This is a genomic window from Patescibacteria group bacterium, from assembly GCA_018896215.1.
Classification (GTDB): Bacteria; Patescibacteriota; WWE3; order 0-14-0-20-40-13; family 0-14-0-20-40-13; genus JAHINB01.
Map to the genome: position 1 here is coordinate 1 of JAHINB010000005.1, position 26,595 is coordinate 26,595.

The 26,595-nt window shown below is 38.7% G+C and carries 27 protein-coding genes, 2 tRNA genes and 1 rRNA gene; 7 read left to right on the top strand and 23 right to left on the bottom strand.

Features of this window, described 5'->3' with window-relative positions:
* The 3 genes from KKF75_00980 to KKF75_00990 form a co-directional block, all read right to left on the bottom strand.
* Positions 1–439: virulence RhuM family protein (locus KKF75_00980; protein ID MBU4380780.1), on the bottom strand; the 439-nt coding region annotated here is incomplete at its 3' end.
* Between the two features lie 23 nt (positions 440–462).
* Positions 463–1,074, bottom strand: a complete 612-nt coding sequence (locus KKF75_00985) for a pentapeptide repeat-containing protein (protein ID MBU4380781.1) — start codon at positions 1,072–1,074, stop codon at positions 463–465.
* Between the two features lie 13 nt (positions 1,075–1,087).
* A complete protein-coding gene (locus KKF75_00990) occupies positions 1,088–1,927 on the bottom strand; it encodes a hypothetical protein (GenBank protein ID MBU4380782.1) in 840 nt (279 codons plus the stop codon).
* Positions 1,928–2,137: 210 nt separating this feature from the next.
* Here KKF75_00990 and KKF75_00995 point away from each other — a divergent pair, with 210 nt between their 5' ends.
* Positions 2,138–2,530, top strand: coding sequence for a hypothetical protein (locus KKF75_00995; GenBank protein ID MBU4380783.1), 393 nt, complete (start codon positions 2,138–2,140; stop codon positions 2,528–2,530).
* Positions 2,531–2,640: 110 nt separating this feature from the next.
* On the opposite strand, the gene mltG is transcribed toward KKF75_00995, so the two are convergent.
* From mltG to KKF75_01020, 5 genes are all read right to left on the bottom strand, one after another.
* Positions 2,641–3,678 (bottom strand): endolytic transglycosylase MltG, encoded by a 1,038-nt coding sequence (gene mltG / locus KKF75_01000; GenBank protein MBU4380784.1) that lies wholly within the window; start codon positions 3,676–3,678, stop codon positions 2,641–2,643.
* Between the two features lie 2 nt (positions 3,679–3,680).
* Positions 3,681–4,100: a peptidylprolyl isomerase gene (locus KKF75_01005; GenBank protein MBU4380785.1), complete on the bottom strand. Its 420-nt coding sequence runs from the start codon at positions 4,098–4,100 to the stop codon at positions 3,681–3,683.
* Between the two features lie 171 nt (positions 4,101–4,271).
* Positions 4,272–5,315 carry a phosphoglycerate kinase gene (locus KKF75_01010; protein MBU4380786.1) on the bottom strand — a complete coding sequence of 348 codons (1,044 nt, stop codon included), beginning with the start codon at positions 5,313–5,315 and terminating at the stop codon, positions 4,272–4,274.
* A gap of 60 nt (positions 5,316–5,375) precedes the next feature.
* Positions 5,376–6,167, bottom strand: a complete 792-nt coding sequence (locus tag KKF75_01015; GenBank protein ID MBU4380787.1) for a hypothetical protein — start codon at positions 6,165–6,167, stop codon at positions 5,376–5,378.
* Positions 6,168–6,425: 258 nt separating this feature from the next.
* Positions 6,426–7,920: ribosomal RNA gene (locus KKF75_01020) — 16S ribosomal RNA — on the bottom strand.
* Between the two features lie 214 nt (positions 7,921–8,134).
* Between KKF75_01020 and KKF75_01025 the strand changes: the two genes are divergently transcribed.
* From KKF75_01025 to KKF75_01035, 3 genes are all read left to right on the top strand, one after another.
* Positions 8,135–8,220 (top strand) — tRNA-Leu (locus KKF75_01025).
* A 124-nt stretch (positions 8,221–8,344) separates the two neighbouring features.
* Complete coding sequence (locus KKF75_01030; GenBank protein ID MBU4380788.1) at positions 8,345–9,193, top strand: Bro-N domain-containing protein; 849 nt, start codon at positions 8,345–8,347, stop codon at positions 9,191–9,193.
* Positions 9,194–9,208: 15 nt separating this feature from the next.
* Positions 9,209–10,252, top strand: coding sequence for an aldo/keto reductase (locus KKF75_01035; GenBank protein ID MBU4380789.1), 1,044 nt, complete (start codon positions 9,209–9,211; stop codon positions 10,250–10,252).
* A gap of 251 nt (positions 10,253–10,503) precedes the next feature.
* On the opposite strand, the gene mnmA is transcribed toward KKF75_01035, so the two are convergent.
* Entirely contained in the window at positions 10,504–11,592 is a 1,089-nt protein-coding gene (mnmA, locus tag KKF75_01040; GenBank protein ID MBU4380790.1) for a tRNA 2-thiouridine(34) synthase MnmA, read from the bottom strand.
* A 34-nt stretch (positions 11,593–11,626) separates the two neighbouring features.
* On the bottom strand, positions 11,627–12,637 hold the full coding sequence (locus KKF75_01045) for a hydroxyacid dehydrogenase (GenBank protein ID MBU4380791.1): 1,011 nt from the start codon (positions 12,635–12,637) through the stop codon (positions 11,627–11,629).
* A 21-nt stretch (positions 12,638–12,658) separates the two neighbouring features.
* On the opposite strand from KKF75_01045, the gene nth reads away from it, so the two are divergent.
* Positions 12,659–13,285: an endonuclease III gene (gene nth, locus KKF75_01050; protein ID MBU4380792.1), complete on the top strand. Its 627-nt coding sequence runs from the start codon at positions 12,659–12,661 to the stop codon at positions 13,283–13,285.
* Entirely contained in the window at positions 13,282–14,157 is an 876-nt protein-coding gene (gene lgt, locus KKF75_01055; protein ID MBU4380793.1) for a prolipoprotein diacylglyceryl transferase, read from the top strand. Before nth ends, lgt begins: the two co-directional genes overlap by 4 nt.
* Here lgt and KKF75_01060 read toward each other — a convergent pair.
* The 5 genes from KKF75_01060 to KKF75_01080 form a co-directional block, all read right to left on the bottom strand.
* Positions 14,133–14,702, bottom strand: a complete 570-nt coding sequence (locus KKF75_01060; protein MBU4380794.1) for a hypothetical protein — start codon at positions 14,700–14,702, stop codon at positions 14,133–14,135. The genes lgt and KKF75_01060 overlap by 25 nt on opposite strands.
* Positions 14,692–16,899: a Gldg family protein gene (locus tag KKF75_01065; GenBank protein MBU4380795.1), complete on the bottom strand. Its 2,208-nt coding sequence runs from the start codon at positions 16,897–16,899 to the stop codon at positions 14,692–14,694. Before KKF75_01065 ends, KKF75_01060 begins: the two co-directional genes overlap by 11 nt.
* Positions 16,892–17,800 carry an ABC transporter ATP-binding protein gene (locus KKF75_01070; protein MBU4380796.1) on the bottom strand — a complete coding sequence of 303 codons (909 nt, stop codon included), beginning with the start codon at positions 17,798–17,800 and terminating at the stop codon, positions 16,892–16,894. Before KKF75_01070 ends, KKF75_01065 begins: the two co-directional genes overlap by 8 nt.
* Before the next feature lie 276 nt (positions 17,801–18,076).
* The gene (locus tag KKF75_01075; GenBank protein ID MBU4380797.1) at positions 18,077–18,460 is read right to left on the bottom strand and encodes a retropepsin-like domain-containing protein; all 384 of its coding nucleotides are present in this window, start codon (positions 18,458–18,460) and stop codon (positions 18,077–18,079) included.
* 7 nt (positions 18,461–18,467) lie between these two features.
* Positions 18,468–18,683 carry a hypothetical protein gene (locus tag KKF75_01080; protein MBU4380798.1) on the bottom strand — a complete coding sequence of 72 codons (216 nt, stop codon included), beginning with the start codon at positions 18,681–18,683 and terminating at the stop codon, positions 18,468–18,470.
* 172 nt (positions 18,684–18,855) lie between these two features.
* Between KKF75_01080 and KKF75_01085 the strand changes: the two genes are divergently transcribed.
* A complete protein-coding gene (locus KKF75_01085) occupies positions 18,856–19,758 on the top strand; it encodes an alpha/beta fold hydrolase (GenBank protein MBU4380799.1) in 903 nt (300 codons plus the stop codon).
* 429 nt (positions 19,759–20,187) lie between these two features.
* Here KKF75_01085 and KKF75_01090 read toward each other — a convergent pair whose 3' ends face one another.
* The 8 genes from KKF75_01090 to KKF75_01125 form a co-directional block, all read right to left on the bottom strand.
* Positions 20,188–21,735, bottom strand: coding sequence for a hypothetical protein (locus KKF75_01090; protein MBU4380800.1), 1,548 nt, complete (start codon positions 21,733–21,735; stop codon positions 20,188–20,190).
* Between the two features lie 51 nt (positions 21,736–21,786).
* On the bottom strand, positions 21,787–23,178 hold the full coding sequence (locus KKF75_01095; GenBank protein ID MBU4380801.1) for an L-lactate permease: 1,392 nt from the start codon (positions 23,176–23,178) through the stop codon (positions 21,787–21,789).
* A gap of 288 nt (positions 23,179–23,466) precedes the next feature.
* Positions 23,467–23,555, bottom strand: a tRNA-Ser gene (locus KKF75_01100).
* Between the two features lie 138 nt (positions 23,556–23,693).
* Positions 23,694–23,996: an MscL family protein gene (locus KKF75_01105; protein MBU4380802.1), complete on the bottom strand. Its 303-nt coding sequence runs from the start codon at positions 23,994–23,996 to the stop codon at positions 23,694–23,696.
* Between the two features lie 16 nt (positions 23,997–24,012).
* On the bottom strand, positions 24,013–24,408 hold the full coding sequence (locus tag KKF75_01110) for a tryptophan-rich sensory protein (protein MBU4380803.1): 396 nt from the start codon (positions 24,406–24,408) through the stop codon (positions 24,013–24,015).
* A 318-nt stretch (positions 24,409–24,726) separates the two neighbouring features.
* Positions 24,727–25,362, bottom strand: a complete 636-nt coding sequence (locus KKF75_01115; protein MBU4380804.1) for a Fic family protein — start codon at positions 25,360–25,362, stop codon at positions 24,727–24,729.
* Positions 25,363–25,370: 8 nt separating this feature from the next.
* Positions 25,371–25,541 carry a hypothetical protein gene (locus KKF75_01120; protein ID MBU4380805.1) on the bottom strand — a complete coding sequence of 57 codons (171 nt, stop codon included), beginning with the start codon at positions 25,539–25,541 and terminating at the stop codon, positions 25,371–25,373.
* 143 nt (positions 25,542–25,684) lie between these two features.
* Positions 25,685–26,419: a lysophospholipase gene (locus KKF75_01125; GenBank protein ID MBU4380806.1), complete on the bottom strand. Its 735-nt coding sequence runs from the start codon at positions 26,417–26,419 to the stop codon at positions 25,685–25,687.
* Positions 26,420–26,595: the final 176 nt, after the last annotated feature.

A 26,595-nucleotide genomic window follows, 5' to 3' on the forward strand; every position in this document is an offset into this window, starting at 1 on the left:
CCCCAAAAATATTGTTAGGGTTTTTTAACCTCTCGTCATCCATAGCAAAACCCTTGATGATGTATTCTTTAAGAATTTGCGTCGCCCAAATACGAAAATGCGTGGCCTGTGCATAATTAACCCGGTAACCAACAGAAATAATGGCATCGAGATTGTAAAATTCTACATCCCTCGTAACCTTTCGCAACCCCTCTGTTTGAACTTGTGCAATTTTTGCACAAGTTGCATCTTTATCTAATTCGCCTTCCTGAAAAATATTTTGGAGATGTTTGGTAACCACACTTCTATCCACATTAAAAAGTTCGGCGATTTTAGTCTGCGTCAACCAAACGGTCTCGTCACGCAAAAATATCTCTACTTTTACTTTACCATTTGGCGCGGTATAGAGCATAAATTCCGTAAAGCTGTTTTGTTTGGAAATCTGTATATTCTTTTTCATGATTACTTGTTTCAACAGAACTTTTAGTTTTTTGAGTCTAGTACTTGTATTCCAATATTTGTCGCCAACATTTGTAATTGTTGAGGAGTAAAAATAGCTCCTTTAAGATTGGTTGTTCTAAGATCAAATCCCTGCAATTCTGCTCCTCTAAAATCGGTAAAAAGTAAGTTTGCCTCGTTAGTTTTAATATTTATTATACGAGAGTTTACAAAAATAGTTTTCTCTAAGTTTGCTAAAGAAAAATCGGTTTCCTCAAAAGAACATTCGGACAAATCTTGACTGGACAAATCAACGCCTCGCATATCTGCAAAATCAAAATTGCATTTTATAAAAGTAATTCCAATTAAGGAATCGGCTTTAGAGAAATTTAACCCCATTAGTTTGCATTTTTCCAAAATGGCAGAGAAAAAATTGCAACCTGCAATGTTGGTATTACTCAAGTTACAATTAAAAAACGAGGCTCCATTGAATTTTGTGTTTATAAGATTACAATTTTCAAACGAACATTGTTTAAAGACACATTCTTTTAATTCCTTTCCTTTTATTTCATGTTTATCAAAAACACAATTTTCATACTCTTTACCAGATTCTAGGCTACTTATCTCTTCTTGTGTATAAATTTTCTTATCAGACATTATTTTATTATTTTTAACCGACTAACCGTTTTTGGGTTTTGGGCAGAAAATTCGCTTCGGTAATTACGCTTTTTCCTGTTTTTTCCTCTAACGCCTTTCTTGCATCTTTAGCAATTCTTCCACCTTTTTTAGCTGGGGTTTTATTTTCTTCCAGCCCCTTCGCTTGCACAGTTTCTGCAATCTTACGAGTGGAAAGTTCTGCTAAGGCAGTGAATATTAATTCCGCATCGGACATATGATCCCGCAAGTTTTGTGTCTTGAGATTTTTTAAACTCTTATGCTCTTTAACTGTTAAGTCGCTCCATTCTTGATGGATAATATTGGTAAGAATTGCGTATTCTTTTTGTTCCTTTACCTCGTTTTTCTGCCAGTAATCCGTTAGCTTGTTCCTAATCTCCTGCCCCATCATCCGTTGCTGAATCCACTCTTTGCTTCGACCCATTTTTTGCCAATTTAAGCGCCCACGATTAACTGATATTTCCGGATCCGATGTCTCTTGTATTCTTTCGTATCCCACACGAGCTAGCCATAGTTTAATTGGTTCAGCCTTTGGACTTGGTACTGATTGAATTAATCGCAACAGTGTTTCTACATCTGCTACATCGGTTTTATAAAATTTCCCATCGGCAGATTGTAATTTGAGTTTGTCACATTTTGTGACAGACTCGTTTCCTTCTTTTTTTAAACGGTTTTTGAGTGTAGTCCAATAGCTTTGAGCCCTCTTAAAATTTGGTTGCCCTATTAATATAGAAATTATATCGATTACCGAAAAATACCATTTCTCCTCTTTCTCGTTCCACTGCCTGCGAATCTCTCGCCCCTCAAAAATTGTGATTTGTTTGGTGTTAGCCATAGTTATATGATTCCATATCTAACCCGAATGTGCAAGGGGGGAATTTGTTGATCTAGAAACTCCAGTTCTTCCACTTCGGAGGTGGAAGAGTTTACTAGATAGAAAAAGTGTTGCGTTTGGAAGTACTATAAGATATAATACCGGCAGTTTCCCCCATCAACCGCCTATGTGGCGGATTTTCTAACTTCCACTTACAAGGAGATACCTGGCATGAAAAGAAAACTGATGACCTTCGTTCTTCTCGGATTTCTTTTGGTGTTCTGTGTAGCTTGCACCGCGACAAACATCAAGCATGGCTACATCCGCGACACCATTGGAAACATCGAGCAAACAAACAACGGTAACTGGAGAGTGTGGTTCACACACGATACCGCTGCTGGATACTGCACTGGTAGCCAAGAGATGGGCAAGAGAGCTGAGGAGCTCCTGCTAACTCACTATGGTGAGGTAATCTTGGAATACAAGGAGGTAACAGCAAGCGACAAAGAATGGAGTGTGTGGGGATCAAGCCAGTGTGGCTCTCTCGTTAAGGGAGAGTCCTCAATGAAGATGTTCCTCATCTTGGCAATCACACCAGCTCCAGCTAGGGTCGGCGGCGAGTAAACCTCACGACCCGAGACTCCGCCTTGGTTACGAAAACTTGGAGAATTCGTAACCTTGGCGGGATGTACTTTTCTATTTTAATGATAAATTTAAAAGGAGTTCGATACTTCTTAGAGGTAGGTTGCTATATTGGCATTGTGTTCTTCGATTGTTTTTGCAAAATGAATCAGACCGTCTTTACCATTTAAGTAAAACCAGTAGGCTGTTTCTTGCGGGGCAAGTGCGGCTTTAATAGCATCTAAACTAGGATTACAAATCGGACCTGGTGGCAACCCTTCAACTTGCCTGGTATTGTAAGAAGAATAGCTATTAATATCATCAAGTGTTAAGTTGGAAGGCCACCAATTTCCCTCTTGTCCAATTACATATTGTACTGTGGCATCAGCATCTAATGGCCAATCGTTTTTTAGCCTTTTAAATAATATTCCAGCCACAATGGGTCTATCCTCGCTACTTGCTACTTCTCTTTCTAATATCGATGCCAGAATAACAGCCTCGTTTAGACCATATTCCGGCGCAACAAAAACATTGCGAGGTAACAAGGGATCAACACGAGAAGTAAAATTGTCGCGAAGCAGGTTTAAAATAAGCTCTGGCGTAGCCTCCCGGGGAATAAAATAAGTGTCGGGAAATAAAAACCCTTCGTAAGGTTGGGCTATTTTTAAAAATTCAGATCCCAACGAAGGATTATTAAATGCTTCGGAAATATACTCGGCATACTGTTCTACTCTCCACCCTTCTAAAAAGGTGGCTTTAATATCAAATGTTCCTTTGCCAAAAAAATCCACCAGCTCGGGAAGATTTAAATTTAAAGGAACCCTGTAATGACCAGCTTGAATTGTTTTTCCTTTGTTGATAAATAAATATAATTTAAATAAAGAAGCGCTGTTAATTAAATCGTTTTGGTAAAGTAAATCGGAAATTTGAGTAGTGGTATCTCCGGGTTTAATTATGACATCAACTGGAAGAGTTAAATCCTCGTTTGACGCAATTTTCTCTTCAGGATAATTTGTCCTCTCAACAGCCCCCTGGTAGTAAAAATAAAACAGAGCTGGAGAGAGTAAAACCAAAACTAAAAAGAACCCCAAAAAATACTTAGTATGCTTTTTAGTAAACAGATATCTTTTTTCGTCTGCAACTTCTTCCATTGCTATTCCTCTAACTTAATTTCTAAGATTTTATCTCCCACTTGCATTTTTTGCGCTATATCCAACCCTTCCACTACTTTACCAAAATTTGTATATTGACCAGTAAGCCACGAACAATCTGCGGTGCAGATAAAAAATTGCGAATCGTTACTCACATTTATGTCCCCCGCCCGAGCAATCCCAAGTGACCCTATCTCAAAAGGCGTTTGCGCCAATTCGGTCGGCATATCTCCCCCGCCGGTACCGGTTCCTAACGGATCGCCACCTTGAATTACCCAATCCTCTACACGATGAAAGGTTAAGCCTTGATAGTAATTGGAGACAGCTTTGCTCTTAAAATTGGTTACTGTTTTTGGAGCATCCTTATCAAAAAGCTCTACTTTGATGTCACCTTTAGTAGTTGAGATGGTGGCGTATTTAATACTGTTGTCTGTAACATTTAAGGTCGTTGGTTCTAAGGAGGTTGTTTGTGGCATATTTAAAGAAGTGCTTTTTTCTTCTGGATCTTTCTTAAAACGACCAGAAAATATAAGAACTAGCAAGACTATAACTGGTAATAAAACTAAAATTTTATTGTTCATGTAGAAACAGAACTATTCCAAAACCTTCAATCCCAGAAGGATTTTACCGTTAATAAACTGTAGCATAGCACCTCCTCCAGTAGAAAGAAAGTCGAATTTTGTGGCGAGACCAAATTTGTTTATAGCGGTTATGGTATCCCCACCACCAGCAATTTTGTAGGCAGAGCTATTAGCAAGTGCTTGTGCCACCATTTTTGTTCCATTTTCGTGTTCTTTCTCCTCAAACTTTCCCACCGGTCCTGCCCAAACAATGGTTCCCTTTCCCCCTTCTTTGCTTAAGTTACTCAAGTTACTTAAGATCTCTCCAACCGAACCTTGAGAAATATCAAACCCACTAGAATCGCAGGTGGCTAAAAACACCTTGGGATTATTTGCAAATTTTTGAGCCTCTTGTGATTGTGCTAACTTTCCCCCAATGATAATTTTATCAGCCTTGTCTAAAAAACTTGTAATGATAGGAAGTTTGGATTCTATTTTTGCTCCACCAACAATTAGAATTAACGGTCTTTGGGGATTTTTTAAAACTGTCGAGAGGACTTCTACTTCTTTTTGCAAATTAAAACCTGCATAACTTGTTAAGTATTTTGGCAGTAAAGCAACTGAGGTATCACTATCGTGACACATGGCAAAAGCTTCGTTGACATAAAAGTCAAAGTTGCTGGAAAATTTTTGGGCAAAGGCTTCGTCTCCCCATTCTTCTGGAAACAATCGCAGGTTTTCTAAAAGTAACACTTCTCCATCTTTAAGATCGCTGATAGCCTTTTGTGCCTCTTCCCCGGAATAATCTTTTACAAACTGTAAGTGACTTATGTTACTTAAGCAGCTTAAGAGTCGTTCGCAAGAAAAACCGTTGTCCTTTTTGGGGTTACCAAGCTTTGTTCCAAGTACAACTTTAGCTTTTTTTGAAATAAGGTAGTCAATGGTTGGGAAACATCTTTTGATCCTAAAATCATCGACAATTTCTCCTTTCTCGTTAAAGGAAACATCAAAATCCACCCTTACAAAAACGGTTTTATTGTTAAATGTTTCTGGTGCTTCTTTTCCCAAATAATTCATCTTCCGATTCTCGATTAGGGATTATCCCAAATTTGGGATAATCCCTATTTAATCCCTTACCTAAAACATTTCTGATAATTCTTTTAGACGATCTGCTGCAACGGTTTTGATAAATTTTTCGCGTTCTTTCCAGCTTTTTAGCTCTCCAACTTCTTGCCACAAAGATCGCCCAACGGCAAAACCTACTGCCCCACCAATATCTTTTGACTGTTGTAAACATTTCTTGTAGTCAATATATTTTCTACCCCGACTAAGTAACACCCAAGGTTTTCCAATACTTATCAAGTCGCATAAAATTTCTAAATCTTCACAAAAATTAATTTTAATAATATCACCATAATCTTTTAATTCCTCAACAGATTGAGCAATACACCTACTTTCGTTGTAGGGTAAATCTTGATATTGGTAAGTAACAATTTCTAAAAGAAAAGGGAGACCTGCTTTACGAGATTCTTCGAGAGCTGTTTTAATTACTTCCAGTTGATGGCGTTTTGCAGGGGCAGTGGGATTATAATAAATATTTAATTTTGTAGCAGATGCTCCTAATTCCTTTGCATCTTTGGCATTAAAGTCCTCATACAAATTAGATATTCTCCCATTTGCTGTTTCTGTATACCCAGAAGTTTCCAAACACACTAAGAAGGGTTTTTTAATATTTTTAAATTCGGAGCTCTTTAGATATTCTGGATTAAGAATTACCGCGGTTACATAAGGGTTAAACTCTTTAATACAGATAGTTTTAAAATCTAGAATTTCTTTTTCGGGAATTAATTTTTTTAAAGAATCACGATGATCTAGCGCTGCAATTTTTATGTAACCATTCTTATCAAGAAGGGCAGAGATATCTTTCATACTTAAATTCTAACACATATAAAAAATGCACTGTATTTACAGTGCAAATCGCGTTTGACGCGACGCTTACATTTAAAGTGAGTTCAAAAACAAAATGGTGGAAAGACTCGTTGTTAGGTTTAGCCTCACCCAACCAAGCTGTCTGTTCTTTTTCCGTGAGATTGGCAAAAAGAAATTGTTTGCCTCCAGAATCCTTTCGACTTAAAAGAAATCTGTGAGTTTTCCGATGATTAAAACCATCGGAAGGCATCTCCTTTGAAAGGAGGTGATCCAGCGCCAGATTCCCCTAGCGCTACCTTGTTACGACTTAATCCTCATCACTAGCCCCAACTTAGACCTTTCAATAAGCAACTTGCGTTGCTAAATTCGGGTCTTTAGATGGTTCTAACTTTGCTGACTTGACGGGCGGTGTGTGCAAGACCCGAGAACGTATTCACCGCCGTATAGCTGACCGGCGATTACTAGCGATTCCTACTTCATGAAGGCGAGTTGCAGCCTTCAATCCGAACTGAGATCGGTTTTGGGGATTAGCTCACCCTCGCGGGATTGCAACCCATTGTACCGACCATTGTAGCATGTGTGTAGCCCCAGGCATAAAGGCCATGCTGACTTGACGTCATCCCCACCTTCCTCCCGTTTACACGGGCAGTCCCACTAGAGTGATACAACTAGTAGTAGGGGTTGCGCTCGATAACGGACTTAACCGAACATCTCACGACTCGAGCTGACGACAGCCATGCGACACCTGTTCCGAACCCTCGAAGGAGTTCCGCCTTTCGGCGGAATTGCATCGGAATGTCAAACCTGGGTGAGGTTCTTGGGTTATCATCCTATTAAACCACATGCTCCACCGCTTGTGCGGGTCCCCGCCAATTCCTTTGAGTTTTAATCTTGCGACCGTACTTCCCAGGCGGCCTGCTTAACGCGTTAGCTTCGACACCCGATCCGCCAAAGGCGGACTAGGTATCCAGCAGGCATTGTTTACAGCGTGGACTACACGGGTATCTAATCCGTTTTGCTCCCCACGCTTTCGTCTCTTAGCGTCAGTTAACCCCCAGTAGACTGCCTTCGCCTTTGGTGTTCCATATGGTATCAACGGATTTCACTCCTACTCCATATGTTCCGTCTACCCCTAGGTAACTCTAGGGTAATAGTATTGCATGCACTTCCTTGGTTAAGCCAAGGTCTTTAACAGACAACTTTTTACCCCGCCTACAGAACTCTTTACGCCCAATAAATCCGGACAATGTTTGCATCCTACGTATTACCGCTGCTGCTGGCACGTAGTTAGCCGATGCTTTTTAATGTAAGTTTACAACCCGAAGGCCTTCATCCTTCACGCGGCGTCGCTGCGTCAGGCTTTCGCCCATTGCGCAATATTCCCACTTGCTGCCACCCGTAGGTGTATGGACCGTGTCTCAGTTCCATCGTGGGGGATCACGCTCTCACGTCCCCTAGCCGTCATAGCCTTGGTAGGCCTTTACCCTACCAACTAGCTGATAGCCCGCAGGCTCCTCCTTGTCCATTCCGACTTTAGGTCAGAACTTTACTCCAGATTTAAACCTGGAGACCATCAGGTATTAATCCACCTTTCGGTGAGTTATTCCTGTGACAAGGGTAGATTCCCACGTATTACTCACTCGTTCGCCACTCCCGCCCTCTCGTCTTGCGACTTGAGAGGCGGGCGTTCGACTTGCATAGATTAGGCACGCCGCCAACATTCGTCCTGAGCCAGGATCAAACTCTCAAAAGAATCTTTCCACCATTTAATCTTTGAACTTCACTTGAACTAATAGCTTAAATTAACATCATCTTAAAAGAATTAAGTTGCTAATAAGCTAAATTATTGATATTAAATTGTTAAAGGTCTAAAAGACAAAACTAACCCACCCGTATTACGGGGGTTTAATGTATAGCGAAACATACCCGATTTACCTATGCCTGTCAACAAGGTAAAATGCTCCCACGGGCGAGTGCTGTAATGGTAGCCAGGCTGGTTTCAGAAGCCAGTGGAGTAAAATCCGTGGAGGTTCAAATCCTCTCTCGCCCACCATTAGTCTTTGTGTTTGTATAACAAACTACAAAGGCTTATGCCCTTCGTAGCTCCGATAGGAGCGAAGAACGGGCAAGTTCTTCCTCTTGCACATTCGGGTTAGATATGGAATGATAGTGTAATTATGGAAACAGCAGGACTTACAAAAATATCCTTATTTCAAGGTAGGGAGGTTAGAAAAAAGCTTTATCAAAAAGAGTGGTGGTTTGTAATTAACGATGTTATTAGTGTACTGACCAATTCTTCTGACCCAGCACAATATTTTAAGAGAATGAGAGAGCGAGACGAGGAGTTATCAAAACTCATCAATCAAGGAGGGGTACAATTTGTACCACCCCTTATGTTGGAAGTAGAAACATTGGGTGGGAAGCAAAAAATGTATTGTTGGAATACCGAAGGTGTATTAAGACTTGTCCAATCTATCCCCTCCCCCAAAGCCGAACCATTTAAACGCTGGTTGGCTAAAGTCGGCTACGAAAGAATTCAAGAAATAGAAGATCCAGAACTAGCAACTAAACGAACCCGAATGCTTTACAAACTTAAAGGTTATCCAGATAGTTGGATAGAAAAGCGAATGCGTGGGATTACAATTAGAGAGGAATTAACTGACGAATGGAAAAAACGAGGAGCAAAAGAGGGTAAAGATTATCAAATTTTAACTTCCGAAATTTCCAAGGCAACATTTGGAGTAACTCCAAGCGAATACAAAAACCTTAAAGGTTTAAAACGAGAAAACCTCCGAGACCACATGGACGATTTTGAATTGATATTTAATATGTTAGGAGAACGCTCGACAACCGAAATTCACCGCAACGAAAACTCCAAAGGTGTTAAAAAACTAAAAGAGGACGCAAAAGTTGGTGGAAGCATTGCCGGAAATGCACGAAAGGAACTAGAAAAAAAGCTCGGGCATTCTGTAGTTTCCAAAAAGAATTTTTTGATAAAGAGTACAGATAACAAATTATTAACTTAGTTTATAATTAACAATATGAAATACAGGGCTCTTGGAAAAACAAATTTAAAAGTTTCCGAAATTGGAATGGGAACTTGGCAACTAGCCAATGATCCAAATATGTGGGTCGGAGGTGACTTAAACGAAAGTATTAAAGCATTATACAAATATGTAGAACTTGGAGGTAATTTTATTGATACTGCCTGGATCTACGGTTACGATAGCGAAAGTCAACAAAACCCAACAGCCGAAGACTTAATAGGAAAATTTTTAAAAGAAAGCGGAAAAAGGGACAATCTGATTATAGCTTCAAAGATCGCTCCAAAGAACTGGAATTGGCCTACTTTAAAAGGCACTTTAATAAAAGAGGTATTTCCAAAAGAGCAGATTGAGACCCTTGTTAATGAATCCTTAAAACGCTTGGGCATTGAGTATATCGACTTAATGCAATTTCATGTTTGGCAGGATGATTGGTCGACAGAGGACGAATGGAAAGAAACCATCCAAAAAATAACAAAAGAAGGCAAGGTTAAACATTGGGGAATTTCTGTTAACGATTACCAACCAAGTAATTGTCTTAAAACATTAGATACCGGTTTAATCGAAACTATTCAATTTATCTTTAATATCTTTCACCAAAAACCTACCGAAAAACTTTTGCCATATGCTAAGCAAAATAATATAGGGTTAATTGCAAGAGTTCCCTTAGACGAGGGCGGACTTACTGGAAAATGGACCGGGGATCACAAGTTTTTAGAAGGGGATTTTAGGAACGACTATTTTTGTAAAGAAAGATTAGACGAACTCGTTGTTAGAACCGATAAACTTAAAGAACTATTAGGAAAAGAGACGACATCTTTGGCAGAACTGGCATTAAGATATATCTTATCTTTTGACGAAATTTCAACAACAATCCCAGGAATGAGAAAAGTTCAATTTGTCGAATCAAACACCACAATTTCTGACGGCAGAAAATTATCCAAAGAATTGCTGAAAGAGTTAAAAAAGCATAAGTGGGAAAGAAATTTCTATTCCACCCACGACCCGTGGTTAAAAGAATTCGGATTTGTGGAGAATTAAACCATGAAAAAAGTAGTGCTAGGAATAATACATAGAGAAAACGAAAGCGTAAAAGAATACCTCTTAATTACCGCCAAAAAGGATTTTGGGAAAGTTACCGGATTATTTTAAAAGCTCTTAACCCTTTAACCCGCCCAAAAACACAGAAAACACGCCTTTAACTACTGTGGCAATACCTTTAAATATTGCTGTAAAAACTTTAATGGAAGTTTCTTTAAAAATTACTGTTGCTGGTCTGCCAATACTCATAGTTACTGAATTATACCACCACCAATCACAATATCATTGTGATAAAACACCGCTGACTGGCCAGGGGCAACTCCCCGCTGGGGAGTTTCTAATTCGACCCTTACCTGCAAATGAGGTATTACTTCTAATTTACATGGGGTTAATTTACCGAGATGCCTAATCCGAACTTTTAAATCATCAAAACACTCATACGGGTTCGTCCTTCCGCCAGCTGGCGGATGGGACGAACCCGAATTAAATTCCACTAGCCAGTTAATATCTCCTACCTTAAACTCCCCCACTTCCGTTTCTTTGCCAAAACCAACCACAAGCTCATTTCTCTCCATATTCTTTGAGATAACATACAAGGGTAAGCCTTGATATTTTGTGAGAGTAAAGCCTCTGCGTTGACCTATGGTATAAAATGGTAAACCCTCGTGACTACCAATAACTTCTCCTTTGGTGTCCACAATATTCCCTTTTTGATAGGTTACTTTTCCCTCCAAAAATTTTCGCAGAGAAACCTCGCCCACAAAACACACTCCTTGACTGTCGGGCTTGTTGTAAACTGGAAGACCTGCTTTTTTGGCAATTTCTCGAACTTCTTTTTTAGTTAATTCCCCAACGGGAAATAGAATATAGGGTAATTGTTCTGGTTTAATACGATATAGAAAGTAGGATTGATCTTTTTTTGGATCTGCTCCAGTTCCTAAACTTTGAATTTTCCTAGCATAATGTCCAGTCGCCACATAGTCAAACCCTCGCTCCTTGATAGCTCTCTCATAAAACATCCCAAACTTAATCTCCTTATTACAAACCACATCGGGGTTGGGAGTACGACCATTTTGATATTCGTCGTAAAAGTATTTTAAAACTTTTTCGGAATATTCTTTTTCAAAATCCCAAACCTCAAAAGGAATATTTAGATGACTTGCGACCTTAATCGCATCAGCGCGATCTTGATGAGCCCTACAGTGTTCGTCATTAGAACCATAACACCACATATAAACCCCTGTTACATCGTACCCCTGCTCTTTTAACAAATACGCCGAAACGGCAGAGTCTACTCCACCACTAATTCCAACAACAACTTTCTGTAATTTTTTCGCCATGGGCAGATTTTATCACGATATCTATTTGGAATTTTTAGACCGTGTTTACAGGAGTACCTTCGAGATACGAAGCTATGTTGTCGGCAGTGGTGTCAAGAATTCTCTGCAGGGCTTCTTTGGAGTTAAAGGCGTTGTGAGGCGTAACTATTACATTAGATAAATTGACAAGGATATGGTTTTGAGCAAGTGTTGTTAAATTAGCTTTTTGAGTTGATCCTTTGCACAACAGCTCTCGCTCTTCCTTTAAAAAATCCTCCTCCTCTAAAACATCCAAACCAGCGCCTGCAACCTTACCATTTCGTAGAGCCTCAAACAGCGCTTGTGTTTCTATCAGCCCCCCACGAGCCGTGTTGATTAGGTAAACTCCTTTTTTCATGAGCCCAATATTTTTGCTATTAATTAAATGTTTTGTAGAATCGGAAAGCGGGCAATGGAGCGTCACAATATCGCTTTCGAAAAGCACTTTTTCCAAAGGAACATATTTAAAACCCAAAAACCCCTCCATTTCTGGTTTTGGGTAGGGATCATACGCCTCGACAGTCATTCCAAACCCTTTAGCAATTTTTATGACATTAATTCCAATTTTCCCCGTTCCCACCACCCCCAAAGTTTTTCCTTTTAAGTCCACCCCTGTTAACCCTTCGGGATCAAAGGAACCGCTCTTAACCCGTGCGTTTGATTCCATTAATCTTTTTGTAAGAGCGAGGATTAAGGCGAATGTATGTTCGGCAACGGTTGACGATCCATATTCGGGTACATTACAAACCGTGACATTTTTGCTTTTGCAGTAATCTAGATCAATATGATCGTAACCAGTAGATTGGGTGGCAATAAGTTTGATGTTTGAAAGAGATTCTATCTGTTCCTTGGGAAATTTAGAAAACACAAATCCCGAAAATATCTCACAATCTTTAATTTTATCAACCGCTACTTTAGAAATAGGCTCCGCAAAAAACAGGAGTTCTGCCTTTTCCTTAAGTTGTTCGATAAAAAAATCTTTTTCGGAAGGATCTGTATCAAAAAAAGCAACTTTCATACATTCTATGATAAGTGATAGTATTAAAATATGCAAAACGAATTTCCCATGTATATTCTAAAAGCTCTAAAGGATCAGTACCCCAACGCTCATACCGAGCTTAATTACAAAACTCCATTAGAACTTTTAATCGCAGTTGTGCTTTCGGCGCAAGCAACCGATGTTGGAGTCAATAAAGCTACTCCCGCGCTTTTTGCTAAGTTTAAAACCGTACATGATTTTGCTAACGCTGATATAGCCAATATTGAAAAATATATTTCCAGTATCAATTACTACAAAGCAAAGGCGAGTTACATTAAACGAGCTTGTCAAAAATTAATTGCCGATTTTGGGGGCAAAGTTCCTGACTCATTAGAAAAACTTGTCACTGTCCCAGGAATTGGTCGCAAAAGCGCCAATGTAATTTTAATCAACGCTTTTAACAAGGCGGAGGGTGTTGTTGTGGATACCCATGTTTCCAGAGTATCGCAAAAGCTCCACTTGACCTCTAAGAAAGACCCCATAAAGATTGAACAAGATTTAATGAAAATTTATCCCAAAGAAAATTGGGCAGATGTGTCCCACCTTTTTGTTTTGCACGGTAGATATACTTGTAAAGCATTAACACCAAAATGCAACGCATGCCCCATTAGTAATTTTTGCCCCTCTAAACAATGATTATTATTTTATCTAATATTTTTATATTACTTGGAATATTCTTGGGAGTACTATTTTCGTATCACCAATTTAAGAAGTATCTAGCTACTATTAAACCAAAACCGATAATTGACACTAACGACTTTTGGAATGCCATAATTGTCATTGCGCTATCTTCTTTTATTGGTGGGAGACTCTACCATGTAATCAATTATTGGGAATACTATCTACAGCACCCAATTAAAATACTAACGGTTTGGGAGGGCGGAATTGGAGTTATCGGGGCAATAGTCTTTGGTCTTTGGGGATTAATTGCTTTCTCTTTGGTGAGATTCAAACGCATTCCCCCTGCAATAATTATCGCTGATTTCGTAGCCTTGGGATTGCCTTTGGCACATGCTGTTGGTCGCTGGAGCAATTACTTTAGCTACAATTTTTTAGGAGCCCCCACAAAACTCCCCTGGGGAATTGAGATTCCCTTTAACGCAAGACCCGTTGGATACAAGCTTTATACTACCTACCACCCCTTGTTTCTCTACGAATCTTTACTAAATTTAATCCTGTTCGTTTTTTTATGTTTAGTATTTATCAAATTTAAAGCGCGTAAGAGCGGGTCTGTTGCTTTACTTTACCTTATAGGATTTTCTCTGATTAGATTATTTACCGAGCCACTGTTGCTAAATTCGTGGAAAGTTGGAGTGTTTCCTGTGGCTTCGGTTGTTTCTTTCGTAATATTAACATTATCAACCATTGTTTTGGCCTCAATGTATATACCTCTGGTAATCCCTAGATCGAAACTTCCAACTAAATCTGTAGTAGTCAAACGGGAGATCAAAAAATCAAAATCGCAAATTAAAAAATTTCGAATTCAACGCAAGAGAAAATCCAAATAGTGTTTTTGACGACGGTGGGCCCACAAAATAATTGCCCAAACTAGAAGTGGTTGACCTCGCCTCTCTAATCGCATAGTTCCAATATCAATGATTTTAAGTTCATTTCTGGGAGTAATAAAAAGATTCGCTACTTTGCTTTTATTTCCCAAAAATAAGCTTTCGGCTCCAAAAAAATCCCAAGAGATTTTATGTTCCTCCTCCATTTCCTTATTTTGTTTGACGAGATTAACAAACTGATTTTTGATTTCCTGATTTTTTAAATCTTTCTCGCAAAGCACCTTTCCCTCCACAAATTTTTGCAGGATATTAAAATAGGGTTTATTATTTTGAGTTTGAGGGACAACGCTTACCTCTGGCAAGAATTCTCCAAGGTATTTTTTTAGAATGGGAAAATCGGTTACAACCTCATTTACAAAATTCTCTTTACCGAGTCTTATTCTTATTCCAATCGGAGATTTTAATAGATAACCGTTTCCGTAATGGTGAATAATATTCTCACCACCTACGGTAAATAATTTGCCTTTTTTTGAGGGATCAACTTGCATGGTATGTTCGAGCAAAGCTTTGCGAGCGGATTTTTAAGCGAAGGAGACCAAAAAAAGCAATTAACAAGGGGATACCAATTAAGTTAGCGTATTTAACCACATTTTTTGTTGCTTCGTCCTTAAATACTAAAGGATTAGGAATGCTGGATTTAGAACGGATGGCAACAAACCCCTTGTCATTCGTGGCTATATCAAACAAATTTAAAACAAAGGTCGCGTCAGCGCTAAAATAATCGTTGAGCAACATATCGTCATTGGCAACTACAATTACAGTTGCCCCATTTGCCAGTTCGGAAATTGTTGCCATGTTTCGCTCTTTAAGATTTGTTTGGGAAAATTCTTTGCTTGGGAGTAAGTTTGCATTTGCTTCTTCATCAACACCTGCGTACTGCGAGGTCTTAACAACAACAGTCTGTTTTATACCGTCAACCACACTCATAGATAAATCACTAGACCACAAAGACAACACCGCAGGAACATTCCCCAAAATCTTTTTACCATCGGCTGTTACTTCTGCTCTTACAAAATATGGATAAGGCAAAACATAACTAAAAAAACCTTGGTTTAAATTTATCCTCTCGTTGTTTTTAAGATCGTAGACAATTCCTTTGTTTATGGTTATTCCGTAGGCGTTGACTAAGTCGTTGACATTTGTCGTATTTTCTAAGGGCGATAATGTCTGTAAAGAAACTTCGTTGGTGTCGGCAAAGACAATTAAGGACTTTCCTCCTTCAACAAATTTTTTGAGCTTTTCCAAAACACCCGCGTCCAGATTTTCTTTAGGACCGGCTAAAACCACAACATCAGTATCGGTCGGAATTGTTTTTTCTTCCTTATCGGTCTCCCCTTTCACCAAAGATAAGGTTGTTGCTTGATAATATTTGGATAACTCGTCTCTAAATGCCGATAAGTCGGTGTATAAACCTAAACTGTTACTGTCGGTAATAAAGGCAACTTTCTTATTGGAACCGCCCGAAACTCTGCGAACAAGAGAGATTACTTGGTATTCCAACCCTTCAACCGATTCTAAAAAGGCAGTTGGTTCCCTGTTTTCTCCGTTTTTGGCAACAATTCCAAGTACTCCCCGCTTAGCTTGAAACTCATCGTTTTTAATCGTATTAAATTGCACTGGGGTAATACCATCATTTTGGGCTAGAGTTTCGGCATCTGCCCCCACTACCTCTTTATATTCTATTTTTAATTTATTCCTCGGAACTTTAGAAAAATCTTTTAGCAAATCCATTAAGGCGTCTTTGCGCTCCGAAAATTCTGGAGGCAAGTCTTTAGAATAGTAAAAAACCAACGAAGTGTTACCATCGAGCTTTGTAAGAATATCTTTTGAGGTGGATGAGAGCGTGTAAACTTTGTCGTGAGTTAAATCCAAGCGCAAAAAGATTGGTTTGACTACAATATTTAAAGCCACAACCCCAATAAAAAGAAAAATTGTGAGTGTTTTAAAGGTGTAAGCTAGAATTCCTTTTCTCACGGTGCGACCTTCAGCAAGAAGATAAAAAGTTAAAACCAAGAAAAGTAAACTAAAACTCGCAAAATACAAAATATCCCTTAAATCCAACACCCCCTTATTAAAAGACCCGAGACGACTGAATACCCCAAAGTAAGCAACGATAGAAGATAAAAAAGGAGGCAGACTTGTAGTTACAGAGTCCGACCCTAAAAGCACCAAAAGCAAAATTGCGACCAAAGATACAATAAACGAAACAATTTGATTTTCTGTTGTTGCCGAAATAAAAACCCCAATAGCAATAAAAAACGCACCCAAAAGCAAGATTCCTAGATAACTTGTGACAATTACTCCCCAATCAAATGCCCCAAAGAAAGAGAGCGAGATAGGAATTGACAGGGTAACCAAAATCATGAGCGAATAGATTGCCAAGTTTCCCAGGAACTTTCCCAGGACGAAATCTATTAACGATATGGGTGAGGTGTAGATGGTTTCGGCAGTTTTATTACTTTTTTCGCTGGCAATGCTCCCCATGGTTAGAGCTGGAATAATAATTGCCAACAGAATTGGAATGTTTAGAGTATAAAGGCGGATAGAGGCAAACCCACTTAAAAATATTTGGCGAAAAAATAAAAAGTAAGAGATGGCAACGAAGGCAACAAAAAACACATAACCCACGGGCTGATTAAAAAAGTTGGCGATTTCTCGCCTGGCGATGGTTAATAGTTTAGACATGATTTGTGGTTAACTCTTTAAACACTTCGTCTAATGATTTCTTTTTAAGATAAATTTCAAGCAACTGCCATTTGTTTTTGGTCGCAAGCTTAGTGATTTCACTTCGTAAATCATGGTCGCCTTCTGAATAAACTAAATAGGAATCGTCTTCTGTTTTCTCGACACGGGAAACATTTTTTAAGGCTTTTAGTGCGGTTAAAATACCTTTACCTTCCGCTTTAAGATAAACTGCCGTCTCCCCCCCACCCATCTCGAGTCTTTTAACCGGGGAATCGGCAACAATTTTTCCCTTAGCGATAATAATGACTCTTTCGCAGGTCTTTTGCACCTCGTCTAGTACATGGGAACTTAATAAAACCGTTTTTTCTTTGCCAATTTCTTTAATTAATTTTCTTATATCCTCGCGTTGATTGGGATCAAGTCCTTCGGTTGGCTCGTCCATAATAAGAATTTGCGGATTTCCTAAAAGCGCTTGCGCCAACCCCACTCTCTGTCTAAAACCCTTAGAGAGTGTTGCAATTTCTTTGTAATAAACTTCTTGCAAATAAGTTTTTTTAACTACTTGAGATATCTCCTCGGACAAATTGACGATACCTTTAAGGTTGCCCACAAATTCTAAATATTCGGCAACCGTTAAATTAGGATATAAAGGGTTGTTCTCGGGAAGATACCCAATTAGCGATTTAATTTTGGTTGAGTTTTTGGCGTGATTTAGACCATCAATTGTGATAGCACCATCGTCGGGAAAATAAAACCCTGCGACGACTCGCATACAAGTAGTTTTACCGGCGCCGTTGGGACCAAGAAGTCCCACAACTTCGCCTTTATCTATTTCAAAACTAACATTATCCAAAGCTACTGTGCGACCAAATTTTTTGGTGATATTTTCTACTTTTAGCATAGGTTGAGGAATTTCAACTTTCGAACCCTAAATATATCTAATTGGAAATTAAATTTCAAGGGGTACAAAATTAAAACCCAACCTCAGAGGTTGGGTTGGAATTAGTGAGGTCTCCCACTTCCACCTCCGAAGTGGAAGAGTTTGTGTTGATAAACCAACATTTATTTCGCCAAAAACAAACTTGTTTATTCAGAATAGTCCTAAATAGAACGAGTCAGAGAGAGGAAAACCAAAGGGTGAAAACATTAAAGCTAGTGTATATTCTAAGAAGAAAGATTACGCGAGTTCCAGTAAATTTTTCTTTTCCTCAAAAACAATTTTAAATTGTTTAAAAAACGCCTCTCTCCCTAATAAACTAAACGAAACCAGATATTCGTAGGAAAAAACCACAGGGCAGACGAACTTTTTACCAGCAACTTCTAACTCTAGTTTATGGATGTATCCTTTAATTCTTCCTCCTACTCCTCCCAAATAAGTTTCTATGCCTTCTTCGATTACTATTCCGAGTTGCTCGGCTATATCATCTTTAAAAACGGAAACAGTTGCTCCAGAGTCAATTAGTGCTGAAGTTCTTTGAACATTACCTTTAAAATAGATTAAAAAGTCAACAACGGGAAAGTAATTATCTCTCGCATCTTTTTGATACGGAAAATTGAGCATTTTCTTATTAAAAAACTAAAATATAAGGACCCTCATCTTTGCGGGGAACCTTAAAAGAAAAAGCCTTTATTTTTTGTTCTTCTCCGACTCTACCAGATACTAAAGGAGAAATATCTTTTAAGGTCATTCCTGTGGCAATAATACGATCTTTTTTAGGATCTATAGCCACCCACTTTCCAGCGTACTTACTCATATTTTTGGTAGAGGTATTTACTTTCTTCATAATAAATTAATTTTAACAAAAACCCCAAAGAAAAGTCAAACCTTTGCTTCCACTTCGGAGAGGGAAGAAAAAGTAATTGATAAACCAACACTTATTCGGGTGAGACCCAAAATTGGACATCACCCCATTTTTTCTGAATACCAATTCCTTAAAATGAGATATAATCCATATTATGGAAATAAACATCAATTATATTTGGACTGAAGACAACCTACGGTTGCAAGGTATTCACTATGTTGGAAAGGATAATGATATTTGTGTGCTTTTTATACATGGAATGTCAGGAAATTTTATCGAAAATTACTTTGCCCATGTTTTAGGAGAAAAGCTCTCTAAACAAGGTGTTGGCTTTATTTATGGTCATAATAGAGGCTACAATCATATTAACGATATCTATAAGAGAAAAATTGGAAAAGAAATTACCTATACCACAGAAAGGCATGGAGCTACCTATGAGCGCTTTAATGATTGTATATATGATATCAACGCTTGGGTAAACGAAGTCTTTCGTCTCGGCTACAAAAAAATCGTTTTAGTTGGACACTCGTTAGGATGTAACAAAGTGGTTCATTATATTTACAAAAAGAGTCTCCGTAACTTGATTGGCGTAATTCTTTTATCTCCTCCGGATATGGTCGCCAACGGCAAAGAATCGGGAAAATCAAAAGTGTACGACAAGCAACTTAGTGAAGCAAAAAGAAATATCGAGAATGGACATCCAAGAAAATTACTATCTGGTACGCTTTGGGATTGGTATACCATAAGCTCACAAACTTTTCTTGATATGTTTGAGGATGGTTGTCCAGCCGACAATTTACCAATAATGAGAAATCCAAAATCGTTTCCCGAACTCGAATCTATTAAAGTACCTGTTTTTACAATAATGGGAGAGTTTGACGACATCGTGGTTAGAACACTTGATGACGACATAAGTATATTAGAAAAAAGGGCTACCAAAGCTCCGTCTTTTGATAAAGAGATAATTCCAAAGGCTAATCATACTTATGACCAGCAGGAAGATATGCTTGCTTCTTCGATAGTAAAGTGGATTAACAAAACTTACATCAAAAAGTAGAGCGAAACTTCCACCTCCGAAGTGGAAGAAAAAGTGGTTGGTAAATCAACATTTATCCAAAATATTAAGATAGTAGGTCTCACCCCATTTCTCAAAAAATTACTGGACTACACACCACTAGCTAAAAGTTACAAATACTGTCCAAATGGAAAGAAGAAAAAAAGCCCAGATTTCCATTAGAGCGTTGGTGTTTTTGAATCGTTTTAATATCCACAACATCCCCAAAAAATAGATCGGAACAATCACGAGAGAAAGCTTAAATATGTTGGGACTGAACCTAATTAATGAATATCCAATAAACACTAGGGACAAAGGATTTACAATAAAGTAGTATCCAGCAAAATCGCTGGTGCAACAACAAAAAACCACGCTATAAGCATGGATAGTATTCCAGAAAATCGTAAAAATAATTCCAACATAGGCAGTAATTTACACAACCTCCTCTTTTTTCTCTCTTACATACGCAAACCATTCTTCGGTTATCTCGATGATGGTAGTCAGTGGTGCCTCGATAATAAAATCAAAAAAGAACACAAATAAATTTAGTCGGGCAATTTCTTGGCTAAGCCTTTGCCCCACCCGCAAAATGGGTAAAAAGAACAAATCAAAAACCGATCCTAATACACTGTCTTCCTCATGAGTTAAAACAATATCTTTTGTTGATTGCCTAATAATAAAAGCAAAAAACGAGATAACTGACAAAAAGAACAAAAACACCCCGACGCTCACAAAGGTAAAACCAATTTTTAAAAGCAAATAAGTAATTGCTCCAAAACTTACAAAAAAGGTAAACAAATAAAACAATCTAAAAAAGGCGCGCAGTAAGTTTCGTTTTTTTGGAATACCTACCCGCAACTCGTTTTTTGATAGCTTTAACTCGTTATCTATAACTACATTTCTTGCCCTTGTCACTATCAGATTTGTATTTTTTTCTCCCGGGACGCGGGTTCTGCTTCCAACTAAATACATTAAAAATGGCGGGAAAACTAAATTAATGCTGGCCGCTCTCCAGTTGATATGCCCCAAGGTTAATCTATCCAAGGGAACCTCTATTAGAATCCCAAAAACCATTTTTGTTAAAAACACATAAATTACCGAACGAATAACCATTCTCTTTAACCTATCGCCAACTTGAGCGTATTTTAAGGCGCACATATTGCGTACCTTTTGCTCCAATAACCTTTCATCCTGGTAAGTTTCGAGAAAGCTTGGATCCTTTGCCATAATTTCTCGTAGAATAACAAACGGGGCAATTTGTCCTTTAACTAGCTTTAAGCTTCTCGAGTCCAAGGTTTCGTCGACCTTTAGGTTGATGGTTTTAACAGTTTCTTCAATTTGAGATGCAACAAGTTTTAAATTCTCCTCGGATGGATTTTTATCCCAAAAGTTAAAGGTTTGGATAAAAACTAGATAACGAAGAATCGCATTATCCGATTTATTAAGTCCTTTTTGTGTTGCCAAGTACAAGTCAAACTCTGGAAGTTCCGTTTCTTTGGCAAGAAGTTTTGCCATGTATAAGGCCAGGGAATTTCTTTGCGTTGCTGGAGCTAAACTTTCGTCAATTTCGACCGAAGCGATTGAGATTAACCAATCGGTAAGATCCCATTTAGAGAATTTAAAAACCGTGGAGTAATTGTCTAGAATGTAGAAATATTTATTTAGGATGTTTGTGATATCGGTTACTTTGCTTTCTGGTATTGTATCGTTTGCAAGATATTTAGCCCTTACAAGCTCTTTTAGTAAATACAAAGCGAGGTTGTTGCGGTTAGTTCCGAGTTTGATGCGACGATTGAGAATCCTTCCTATTGCCAGCTTGCGAAGAAGATGATCCTCTTTAAATTCCACCGCAACCCTAATTTTTTCGTAGAGAAACGCCACAACAGAAGTGGCTGCGGACACTTTAATAGTAGCCTCTTTACGATCTTGGGGCGGGGTGGTTTTATTTTGGTAAGAATCAATTACATCCTTAAAAGTCATATGATGGGTATTATTCTAGCAGAAATGGAGATTGGTTGCATTTTTATGCGCTTACACAAACAGCAACCCGGCAATACCGGTAAGAACAACATAAATTAAACAAGGAACAAAGACTCTTTTTATAATTTCCACTTCCTTATTTTTAAGACCAGCTACTGCCTCGGCGGTTAAAACATCGGCTAGAGCTAGCATATTTCCCGCGGCAGCACCAGCAACTTGGAGCCCTAATACTTTAGCAGTTGACATCTTCATTACATTGCTTGCCATTGCCAAAAAGTTACCAAAAAGAATGTTGGAGATGGTAACACTCCCCGACACAAAACTGCCAAAAGCACCAGCGAAAGGGGCTAAAAACGGAAGATGATTATTTTCAAAAATCCCCGAAACCAATCTTAATATCGAAGAATTACCTGAATAATTATTACCCGAATTTAAAATTAGCTGCACAGTTGCTGACATGGCAAAAATTACTACAAAAGGTTCAACAGTTCTAACAAATGCCAATTTAAAGGATTGAGAAACCGTACGATCAACCTTTTTTCGAGTAATGACAAAGACAATCAGTCCCGAAACGATGAGGGCAAAACCGGGATTAAACCCGCTACTTAAAAATTTTCCGCCAATTAAAAGCGTTACAACTAAAAGATAAGGAAAAAGTGCCATAATTAAAGAATGGCGAGCCTTGGGAGATTCACGATCCTCGTGCCTAAAAACATCTTTTGGAACAAATATGTTTAGCTTTAAAGTTAAAACAGCAACCAAAAGGCCCAAAAGCGATCCCACAATTGTGGGAAATTCCCCTCCCAAAAAAGTTCCCATAAAAGAAAATATCCAAAAAACAAACCCTGACCACAAGGCAAAAGGTAGTGCTCCTTTGATAAACGAAATCTTATCTTTTTTTCCGTGGGAAAGAGCTAAAAGAATAAAGGTAGGAACGAGAATCGCCGAAAAGTTAAACAGTGCGGTATAAAAATTTACCGCAGGAACAGCAACCCCAGCAAGACCGATTCGTATTGGAGTTCCTGCCGCGCCAAAGGCTCCAGCGCTACTATTGCCAAAAAGCGAAATTACCACGGCGTTAATTGGAGAAATTCCCAAACCAATTAAAAGCGGAGCAACAATTGCCGAAGGTGAGCCGAACCCAGCAATTCCTTCGATTAAATTTTCTAAAAACCAGGCCAAAAAAATTACTTGAATCCGAATATCCTTAGAAAATCTTTCTAGATAAAACCCTATACTTTCTAAGATTCTTTCCTTTTTAAGAATCTCAATAAAAAATATGGCACCAAAGATAATTAAAAAAATATCGCAGGCGACAAAAAAACCCTTTTGCAAAGAGATAAAGAGGTATTGCGGAACAATTTTCCAAACAAAAATGGTTAGAAATAAAGTTAGAGAGAGTAAAACAAGAGATATTCCAACTAAAGAAAATTTTTTGGGCATTATAGAATCATTTTAGCATGTACCCCCACCCCAGTTTCCAAGATTTGGTTTTTGATTATCTGTGGTTGTTCCGTGGACGAAGTAAGTGATGTTCACTGACATATTTTTGCTTCAAATTCCGTTTGCATAAGAATTAGTGATGGCTGTGCCACGTTAAATCTTGTCGATGTGGCAATTCCGCCCCGAAAGAATTTTCGCTTTGCTCAAATTCAATGGGGCACTCTAAAACTCTAGTCTCCCCCGACCTTCCGCCAGCTGGCGGAGTCGGGGATCGACAAGATTTTTACGTGGCGGAGGAAGTGGGATTCGAACCCACGCACGCCTTACGGCGTGACGGTTTAGCAAACCGCTCCCTTAGACCACTTGGGTATTCCTCCGTATATACACATTAAAACCAACTCCAGACCAACCCCTCTTACGCCCTGCGGGCTTCGGAGGACTAATTCGCCCATCTGTTCGTACTTCGTACTCACAGGAGCTCATTGAGTATTCGACTCCTCCATGTAAAGAGCTTGTTAGTTCTTTTTATCCAACTTATCCAGCCCCAAACCTTTGACCCCAAAGTATACCACTAACGCGATAACTAAAAAGTCAATTGTAGCCGAAACAAAATCCCCCCACATAAATTTAGCTGGACCAACAACAAGAGAAGCTTCTTTTAAGTTACCAGCGACACCTAACACTAATCCTAAAATTGGGTTAATTAAATCGGTAATTAAGGCGGTGACTACTTTTGATACAGCTCCTCCTAAAATAAAACCAACGGCTAAGCCAACCACTCCTTGGGTCCGAATAAAATCAATAAAACCTTTCATCATAATTTCCCACCTCCAATTATTTATTTAAGTAAGTAATGCTTACTTGTAATATGGTTGCGAACAAAACCCAGACCAGATACGGAATTTGCAGATAGGCTACCCAACGAACCCGTGGATAGATAACAATTATTGCCCAAATGAGCGTTCCCAAAACTAAAAGAATATCTACCGTTGCCAAAAGATTATTTTTTATCCCAAATTGTAGCGGGGTAAAGGCAAGATTAAAAATTAAATTTAAAATAAACGGCAAGGCGACTACCCAAGTAAGCTCTTTTTTAAATACCATCCAAAAGACTCTGCCAAACGATAGGGTAATTAAAACATATAAAAATGTCCAAACTGGTCCAAAGAGCCATGCGGGAGGAGCCCAAGAAGGCTTAATAATCTGTTGATACCAATCATATGATTGCATAACAACCTTATTATACCCTAGACTTCGCGCCTTAACATATTGGAATTAAGCAAGTAAAAGAAGATACTCCCCGACTTGTCGCGGAGGGATTCATTTCAGCTAATGTGTTGCGATTTCGCCCAATGTGCGGCGGTATAAGCGAAGTCCCCGAAGGGGATTTTGCGTATACCGCAGTTAGGCGATGTCGCGAGCTTTGCGAGCGATACGCCTAACAAGGCGAAGCCGCCGCACATTAGGCAAAATCTTCCTCCTTCAGGAGGAACCTGCGAGCAAAGCGAGCAGATTTTGCCTAACGTTTCGGTATATGGGAAGTTTGCCTTATTTTTTCTCATATACTCTTAATTCTTTAGTTGTTTCCTCAACAGCATCGCGGATTAGTTTTTCCAATTCTGACAAATTTCCTTCGTCAGCATTTTTTAGTGCTTGTATATATTTCTTCCTGCCTGTTTTAGTCTCAACTTTCAATTCAATTGGAGGTAAATTAAGATTAAGAAGAATGATACTTATCAAAAGCCTACCGATGCGACCATTGTAATCTTTAAATGGATGGATCCAAAGAAACCGATGGTGTGCCCAAGCAAGAAAACGAATCAATTCTCCAAGAAAATCGGCTTGATTTAAGTCTGGTAAATGTTTTAGCCTCTCGGCTAAATCTTTACAATAATTATCCATCAATTGAGAAATAAGATAGTATTTCGGCGGGGTGTGATCTGAAACAGTTACTTCAACTTTTCGGAAATTACCACCTTCTTTTGGAAATATCCAAGCAAAACCAATCTTGTGAAGTTTCTTGACGAAAGATGGCATTATGGCAATTTTTGTTTTCTTGCGCTTTTCCAAAATAAAATCCCAGGTTCGTTTTACGCCTTCAATTTCAAGAGGAATGAGTTTTGATCGGGGAATTATGCCAAATGCGGTTTCTCTGTAACTTGTTTCGTCTTTGCGCTTGGCCATATCTTTATTTAGTATCGTGCAAGCACCCTTTGTACCATTTGAGGCGTGGTTTCAGGATTCTCTGTTTTGGTTGTTCGGTAAAGCATTTTCTTTTCAAAAGCACTAAAAAATCGCTGACGTCTTGAATCAGACAGCTGTTGAAATTTCTTAAGAGTAGATAGAACCCTTTGTTTAGTCATATTTGAATTTTACCAAATAAGAAAAAATAAGGCAAATTTGGGTGAAAAAAATGGCACACCCTTATTTTTTCTAATCGTGCTATTTTTCTGTAACCCCATATACCGTGTTATGTGCTGTATGACACAGGAATGCCACGACTTTTTTAGAAAAAACGTTGTAGAAACTTAGCCGTTAAGTCAACAACCTCGTCTTGTTCATTGCTAAAACAGTGATCTGCGCCTTTGATAATATGGATTTCCTTAAGGTCATTGGCTATTTGAAAAGCTTTCTCTGATTGCTGGTACGGAACTTCTGAATCCTTATCTCCATGCAGAAAGAGAATAGGGCATTTGATTTCGCCCATTCTATTAAATAAATTTACGTCAGGGATCTCGTCTATAAATTGTTTACCAACTTTAAACCCTTCTTCCAAAAGAAACCCTTGTTCGACAAGCTTCCTTTGAGATTCATCAGTGAGATAGTTTTTGAATGCAGTATCAACGAAATCAAATGCTGGATACCAAAAAATTACAGCTTTCAAAAATTGATCATACGCTTTAGCCACTATTGAACCGCCCATACTTTCACCCAACAGGGCTATGTTAAAGTATCCTAGCGACTTGGCATGCTCGATAACTTTTTTCAAGTCTTCGACCTGCTTATCAACTATCATGTCAACATATTCACCCTCGCTTGGTGGGGTTCCTCTAAAGCTAAAGCGTATAACCGCATAATCTAATTGCTGTAATTTTTTGGAAAGCTTTTCAAATATATTGTCCGGACCGTGCAAATCACCTGTAAAACCGTGAACTAAAATTACGAGCTTTTTAGCATCGGAATTTTCCAAGACACCTTTGACGGAGAGGTTGTCGACTTTAATTATTAAATCTTTGTTCATAGTTCAAGTTGAGTGGCATTCCGAGTAATATGTCATATAATGTGCGGCGGTATAAGCGAAGTCCCCGAAGGGGATTTTGCGTATACCGCAGTTAGGCGATGTCGCGAGCTTTGCGAGCGATAAGCCTAACAAGGCGAAGCCGCCGCACATTAGGCAAAATCTTCCTCCTTCAGGAG

Coding starts and splice junctions, on each gene's coding strand:
- KKF75_00985 (MBU4380781.1), bottom strand. CDS start 1,074: ATGTCTGATAAGAAAATTTATACACAAGAAGAGATAAGTAGCCTAGAA.
- KKF75_00990 (MBU4380782.1), bottom strand. CDS start 1,927: ATGGCTAACACCAAACAAATCACAATTTTTGAGGGGCGAGAGATTCGC.
- KKF75_00995 (MBU4380783.1), top strand. CDS start 2,138: ATGAAAAGAAAACTGATGACCTTCGTTCTTCTCGGATTTCTTTTGGTG.
- mltG (MBU4380784.1), bottom strand. CDS start 3,678: ATGGAAGAAGTTGCAGACGAAAAAAGATATCTGTTTACTAAAAAGCAT.
- KKF75_01010 (MBU4380786.1), bottom strand. CDS start 5,315: ATGAATTATTTGGGAAAAGAAGCACCAGAAACATTTAACAATAAAACC.
- KKF75_01015 (MBU4380787.1), bottom strand. CDS start 6,167: ATGAAAGATATCTCTGCCCTTCTTGATAAGAATGGTTACATAAAAATT.
- KKF75_01030 (MBU4380788.1), top strand. CDS start 8,345: ATGGAAACAGCAGGACTTACAAAAATATCCTTATTTCAAGGTAGGGAG.
- KKF75_01035 (MBU4380789.1), top strand. CDS start 9,209: ATGAAATACAGGGCTCTTGGAAAAACAAATTTAAAAGTTTCCGAAATT.
- mnmA (MBU4380790.1), bottom strand. CDS start 11,592: ATGGCGAAAAAATTACAGAAAGTTGTTGTTGGAATTAGTGGTGGAGTA.
- nth (MBU4380792.1), top strand. CDS start 12,659: ATGCAAAACGAATTTCCCATGTATATTCTAAAAGCTCTAAAGGATCAG.
- lgt (MBU4380793.1), top strand. CDS start 13,282: ATGATTATTATTTTATCTAATATTTTTATATTACTTGGAATATTCTTG.
- KKF75_01060 (MBU4380794.1), bottom strand. CDS start 14,702: ATGCAAGTTGATCCCTCAAAAAAAGGCAAATTATTTACCGTAGGTGGT.
- KKF75_01065 (MBU4380795.1), bottom strand. CDS start 16,899: ATGTCTAAACTATTAACCATCGCCAGGCGAGAAATCGCCAACTTTTTT.
- KKF75_01070 (MBU4380796.1), bottom strand. CDS start 17,800: ATGCTAAAAGTAGAAAATATCACCAAAAAATTTGGTCGCACAGTAGCT.
- KKF75_01075 (MBU4380797.1), bottom strand. CDS start 18,460: ATGCTCAATTTTCCGTATCAAAAAGATGCGAGAGATAATTACTTTCCC.
- KKF75_01080 (MBU4380798.1), bottom strand. CDS start 18,683: ATGAAGAAAGTAAATACCTCTACCAAAAATATGAGTAAGTACGCTGGA.
- KKF75_01085 (MBU4380799.1), top strand. CDS start 18,856: ATGGAAATAAACATCAATTATATTTGGACTGAAGACAACCTACGGTTG.
- KKF75_01090 (MBU4380800.1), bottom strand. CDS start 21,735: ATGACTTTTAAGGATGTAATTGATTCTTACCAAAATAAAACCACCCCG.
- KKF75_01095 (MBU4380801.1), bottom strand. CDS start 23,178: ATGCCCAAAAAATTTTCTTTAGTTGGAATATCTCTTGTTTTACTCTCT.
- KKF75_01105 (MBU4380802.1), bottom strand. CDS start 23,996: ATGATGAAAGGTTTTATTGATTTTATTCGGACCCAAGGAGTGGTTGGC.
- KKF75_01110 (MBU4380803.1), bottom strand. CDS start 24,408: ATGCAATCATATGATTGGTATCAACAGATTATTAAGCCTTCTTGGGCT.
- KKF75_01115 (MBU4380804.1), bottom strand. CDS start 25,362: ATGGCCAAGCGCAAAGACGAAACAAGTTACAGAGAAACCGCATTTGGC.
- KKF75_01120 (MBU4380805.1), bottom strand. CDS start 25,541: ATGACTAAACAAAGGGTTCTATCTACTCTTAAGAAATTTCAACAGCTG.
- KKF75_01125 (MBU4380806.1), bottom strand. CDS start 26,419: ATGAACAAAGATTTAATAATTAAAGTCGACAACCTCTCCGTCAAAGGT.